Source organism: Mesorhizobium sp. M1E.F.Ca.ET.041.01.1.1 (genome assembly GCF_003997355.1).
In the GTDB taxonomy this organism is placed as follows: Bacteria; Pseudomonadota; Alphaproteobacteria; order Rhizobiales; family Rhizobiaceae; genus Mesorhizobium.
Genome location: NZ_RZSL01000868.1, coordinates 1 through 1,914 on the forward strand (window position 1 = coordinate 1; position 1,914 = coordinate 1,914).

Below are 1,914 nucleotides of genomic sequence, written 5' to 3' on the forward strand. Positions count from 1 at the left end.
GGTTGAACAGATCGGCATGCGGGCACTTCGGCACGAGGTGCGCCTGCAGGATGCCGTGCACCTCGTTCTTCACGCGCGTGCGGTGCCGCACGACCTGGTTGCGCCGCGCAACGAGGCGGCGAAGCCGCTCGGTCCGCTCATCGGGAACCCAGACCTCCGGCAGAAAGCCGCTGGCATGGAGCTGCGCCAGAACCCCGGCATCGATCTTGTCGGTCTTGATCCTGGCATGGGCGATCGCCTTCACCTGCATCGGGTTGGCGACAATCACCCGGCCGACATAGGGCGACAGAACCCGCACCACCGCCATGGCGTTGCCCGTACCCTCGACGACAACCTCATCCGTCCGTCGCAAACTGCGGCCAAACCCTTCCAGTCCCGAGCGGGTCATATCGACCCGTCCGTGATGGCGCAGCCGGCCGTCTTCCCAAACCACCACCTCCGCAAAGGTGCGGTGGATGTCCATTCCAATCACACGTCTCATCGGCTCCCTCTCCTCAAACAGTCGGGAGCGGCGGGCGACGCGACACCTACGGATCCGCGCTCTCGGCGCAACCGGGCAGGTCGCAGGGGCGGCCAGCTACTAACGCGAGCTCGCAGCTCATCGAATTGATCGGCCTGCCCGCACATGGCGTGCTCCCGGTGCCCCTGTCCCGGATGGTCGCACCATACGCCGAAAATCGCTCATCTCCAGCGGGGATCAGGTGGCACCGTCATGATCATACCGGTTACGAACGCGATCGAGGCGCTGAACTCGAAACTGCGCCGCGCCGTCCGCACCCGAGGCCATTTCCCCAATGACGACGCGGCAATGAAACTGTTATATCTGGTTCTCAATCACGCCGCCGAGGAATGGAAACGCGCCCCGCGCGAGTGGTTCGAGGCCAGGACACAATTCGCCGTCGTCTTCGGCGAGAGGTTCGTCAGCCAATGACGACAACGGGCCTCACGCACAATATTCCTGACAGTCCCCTTCTCGTCAAATTTTTTTTCGAGCGCCTCGGCCGTCCGCCAGGGACCAAACGCCTGTCACAGGAAACGATTACCTCCTGGTTGTCTGGCTACCATCAATGACGACGCGGTCGGTCGGCCATAAGGTGCCAGCCCTTTTCAGAAGAACTGCTTGGCCGAGGACAGGTCACCCTGCTCGCTCAGAATTCGACAGTGTCGCCGACACTGTCGGATGGCGCGGCCGCAGACCTTGATGTATATCTCGTCGACATGCCACTTCCCGGTCACGCCAGGCTTGCGCCGGTTGAAATGCTCTCACCTAGAGATCACGCAGGCTGAGAATTGTAGGCCAGGTACCCGCGCACGCAAGGCAGGATCACTGACTCATCGAACTGACAGCCCTTAAACATCTAATCTTAAGGAGGCTTGCCAACGTTGCAACACATCGAATTGGATCGGAAATGAGGATATCGCTCTGTCAATTGACCGGCCGCATGTCGGCCAAGCGTGCGATTTCTCCCGAAAGCCTACCGCCCACTCCCGCAACATGTAGCATGTTCCAAAGTGTCGCTAGATTACTAGTCACGACGGCCCGACCAAGCCGCTGCTCCAGCGGCCTTATGCCCTTCAGCCAAGTAAAATTCGTGCAGCTTATGAAGACTCCATCAGCGCTGTCAGGAATCTTCGGCATAACCCAATCATTGATCGGACCCCACCGGTCCAGCTCCTCAGTGCTATCCATATTGAAGCCCCAAGCATGATACGACACGCCAAAACCGTGGCTTTCCAAGAAATCCGTAAGCCTGTTCGACAACCATTCCTCGTATGGGCTGAAAACAGCAAGATTGTGCAAGCCGAGCGCGCGCAGCGCAGCCAAAACACTGCCAGATGTAGTAACACACGGGAGTCCGCTGGCCTCCTTCATCAAGGCTACAATGCTCTCGTCGTAGCCAAGCCCCTCAAGGA

General features: G+C 59.6%; 1 protein-coding gene and 3 pseudogenes. 1 reads left to right on the forward strand and 3 read right to left on the reverse strand.

All coding sequences use genetic code 11. From position 1 onward, the window contains the following. Positions 1–481 (reverse strand): transposase (locus tag EOA38_RS35215; RefSeq protein WP_145966245.1); only part of this gene is annotated, 481 nt, incomplete at its 3' end. Between the two features lie 246 nt (positions 482–727). On the opposite strand from EOA38_RS35215, the pseudogene EOA38_RS35220 reads away from it, so the two are divergent. Then, positions 728–931, forward strand: a pseudogene (locus EOA38_RS35220) (transposase); the annotation flags it as partial. A gap of 94 nt (positions 932–1,025) precedes the next feature. Here EOA38_RS35220 and EOA38_RS35225 read toward each other — a convergent pair. Both EOA38_RS35225 and EOA38_RS39520 read right to left on the reverse strand, forming a co-directional pair. Further along, positions 1,026–1,358: pseudogene (locus tag EOA38_RS35225) on the reverse strand (DDE-type integrase/transposase/recombinase); the annotation flags it as partial. A gap of 68 nt (positions 1,359–1,426) precedes the next feature. Then, a pseudogene (locus tag EOA38_RS39520) lies at positions 1,427–1,914 on the reverse strand (hypothetical protein); the annotation flags it as partial.